Here is a 2967-nt window from a genome sequence, read left to right on the forward strand (position 1 = left end):
TCGCGGAAACGACCGAGAAGGTCAAACCGCTGCGCATGAAAATCAGCAAGGCGAAGGAACGCGCCCTGATGAAGGAATTCGGCCTGGACGAAACCGTCCTCTCCGAAGAAGACATGCTCAAACGCCGCCTGCGCCTGAAAACCCTGATCAAGCTGGGTAAAACGCGCGGCTACCTCACGCATGGCGAAATCTCCGACCACCTTCCCGACAAGCTGGTCGATGCTGAAACGCTGGAAGTCGTGGTCAACATGCTCAACGACATGGGCGTGGCCGTGTACGAGCAGGCGCCTGACGCCGAAACCCTGCTGCTGAACAACACCGGCCCTACGGTCGCCACGGAAGAAGAAGCCGAAGAAGAAGCCGAAGCCGCGCTGTCCACCGTCGACAGCGAATTCGGCCGGACCACCGACCCCGTGCGCATGTACATGCGTGAAATGGGCACGGTTGAGCTCTTGACGCGCGAAGGCGAAATCGAAATCGCCAAGCGCATCGAGGGCGGCCTCATGAAGATGATGGAAGCCATCTCGGAAAGCCCCGCCACCATCGCAGAAATCATGCGTCTGGGCGAAGAAATCCGCGAAGGCAAAATCGTCATCTCCACCGTGGTCGACGGCTTTTCCAACCCCAATGAAGCYGACGACTATGTGGCCGAAGAAGACTTTGACGAATTCGACGAAGAGGACGACGACGACGGCAAGGGCGGCTCCAAGGCCCTGACCAAGAAGCTCGAAGAGCTCAAGAAAGAAGCACTCAGCCGCTTCGACAAGATCGCCACCCTGTTCGAGAAGGTCCACAAGACCTACGACAAGGAAGGCTACGGCACACCGACTTACGTAAAGTCGCAAAAAGCCCTGAGCGACGAGCTGATGACGGTGCGCTTTACCGCCAAGACCATTGAAAAGCTGTGCGACATGCTGCGCGGCCAGGTGCTGGACGTGCGCAAGAAAGAGCGCGAGCTGCGCCGCATCATCGTCGAGAAATGCGGCATGCCGCAGGAAGTCTTCATCAAGGACTTCCCGCCCAACCTGCTCAACCTGAAATGGGTTGAAAAGCAGGTTGCCTCCGGCAAGCCGTGGTCGGTGGTGATGGCGCGTAACGTGCCGCCCATCCAGGAACTGCAAACCAAGCTAGCTGAGTTGCAAGCCCGCGTGGTGGTGCCGCTGGGCCAGCTCAAGGACATCAACAATCGCATGAACGAAGGCGAGTCCAACTCGCGCGACGCCAAGAAGGAAATGATCGAGGCCAACCTGCGCCTGGTGATTTCGATCGCGAAGAAGTACACCAACCGCGGCCTGCAGTTCCTCGACTTGATCCAGGAAGGCAACATCGGCCTGATGAAGGCCGTCGACAAGTTCGAATACCGCCGCGGCTACAAGTTCTCGACCTACGCCACCTGGTGGATTCGCCAGGCCATCACGCGCTCCATCGCCGACCAGGCCCGCACCATCCGCATCCCGGTTCACATGATCGAGACCATCAACAAGATGAACCGTCTGTCGCGCCAGCACTTGCAGGAATTCGGCTTTGAGCCGGACGCCAGCATCCTGGCCGCCAAGATGGAGATTCCTGAAGACAAGATCCGCAAGATCATGAAGATCGCCAAAGAGCCGATCTCGATGGAAACACCGATCGGTGACGATGATGATTCGCACCTGGGCGACTTCATCGAAGACAGCGCCAACACCGCACCGCTGGAAGCCGCGATGCAGGCCGGCCTGCGCGATGTGGTCAAAGACATTCTCGACAGCCTGACACCGCGCGAAGCCAAGGTGCTGCGCATGCGCTTCGGTATCGAAATGTCGACCGACCACACGCTCGAAGAAGTCGGCAAGCAGTTCGACGTGACGCGCGAACGCATCCGCCAGATCGAAGCCAAGGCACTGCGCAAGCTCAAGCACCCTTCGCGTTCGGACAAGCTGCGCAGCTTTATCGACACGCTGTAAACAGCTTTTTCTTCAAAGCTTCTTGAAAGCCCGGCCCCGCAAGGCGCCGGGCTTTTTCATGTCAACACCAAAATCAATGCATATTGACCGCCGATTCGCGCTCATTGCCTGCTGATCTGTTCAGGGGTTTGACTTTCCGTTGTTTGGTTGTATTATGCAACCCTATAAGTTGCTCAGAGCAACCTATAAATCAACCTATAACAATAAAAWAGGAAAATTCATGACCCCACAACAACTCACCAGCACCAGCAAGTTCCTCAGCCTGGTACTGCGGCACAAGCCGTCCACCATCGGGCTTTCGCTAGATGCGGCGGGCTGGGCCAACGTCGATGAGCTGCTCGCCAGGGCTGCGTCGGCAAACCATCCCCTTTCTCGTGCCCTGCTCGAAAAAGTCGTCGAAACCAGCGACAAAAAACGTTTCGCCTTCAGCGACGACGGCTTGCGCATCCGCGCCAACCAAGGCCATTCTGTGGATGTCGAACTTGGCTTGCCGCCTTTGGCTCCGCCGGCAAGGCTTTATCACGGCACCGCATCGCGTTTCCTCGACGCCGTCCTGGCGGAAGGMTTGACCAAGCGCCAGCGCCATCATGTCCACCTGAGCGAAAGCAGCGAAACGGCTACCGCGGTGGGCCAGCGTTATGGTCAACCGGTTCTGCTTGCCRTGGACGCCCAGCGCATGGCGGCAGAAGGTTATCTGTTCTTTCGATCGGAAAACAATGTATGGCTGACCGATCATGTGCCGCCGGTTTACCTCTGCGTTGTTGAGGCCGGGAGCCCTGAGTGAAACTGACTACTGCTCCTTACGTAGAACAGCGACGGGTATGGCCAACAGAGGGTCGGCATGTGTTAGCGCACCACGACGCGGACACCATCGTCGTTTACCAGGCTTATCGACCCAGCACGGCGGCGTACGCCATTGAGCATGGGCAGTTGGGCGGTCCTGACTTCAGCTTCAACCGCATGAGCTGGATCAAGCCAAATTTCTTGTGGATGATGTATCGCTCAGGCTGGGGTAGCAAAGAGG

Annotated in this window: 3 protein-coding genes; all 3 read left to right on the forward strand. The window is 57.7% G+C overall.

Going from position 1 to position 2967, the window contains the following annotated elements; all coding sequences use genetic code 11:
- Positions 1-1943: RNA polymerase sigma factor RpoD (gene rpoD, locus AC1DWI_RS18330; protein ID WP_477725388.1), on the forward strand; the 1943-nt coding region annotated here is incomplete at its 5' end.
- Between the two features lie 220 nt (positions 1944-2163).
- Positions 2164-2727 (forward strand): RNA 2'-phosphotransferase, encoded by a 564-nt coding sequence (locus AC1DWI_RS18335; RefSeq protein WP_477725389.1) that lies wholly within the window; start codon positions 2164-2166, stop codon positions 2725-2727.
- Positions 2728-2786: 59 nt separating this feature from the next.
- Positions 2787-2967: DUF4291 family protein (locus AC1DWI_RS18340; protein WP_477725390.1), on the forward strand; the 181-nt coding region annotated here is incomplete at its 3' end.

The sequence above is a fragment of the Polaromonas sp. P3_C2 genome (genome assembly GCF_056402675.1).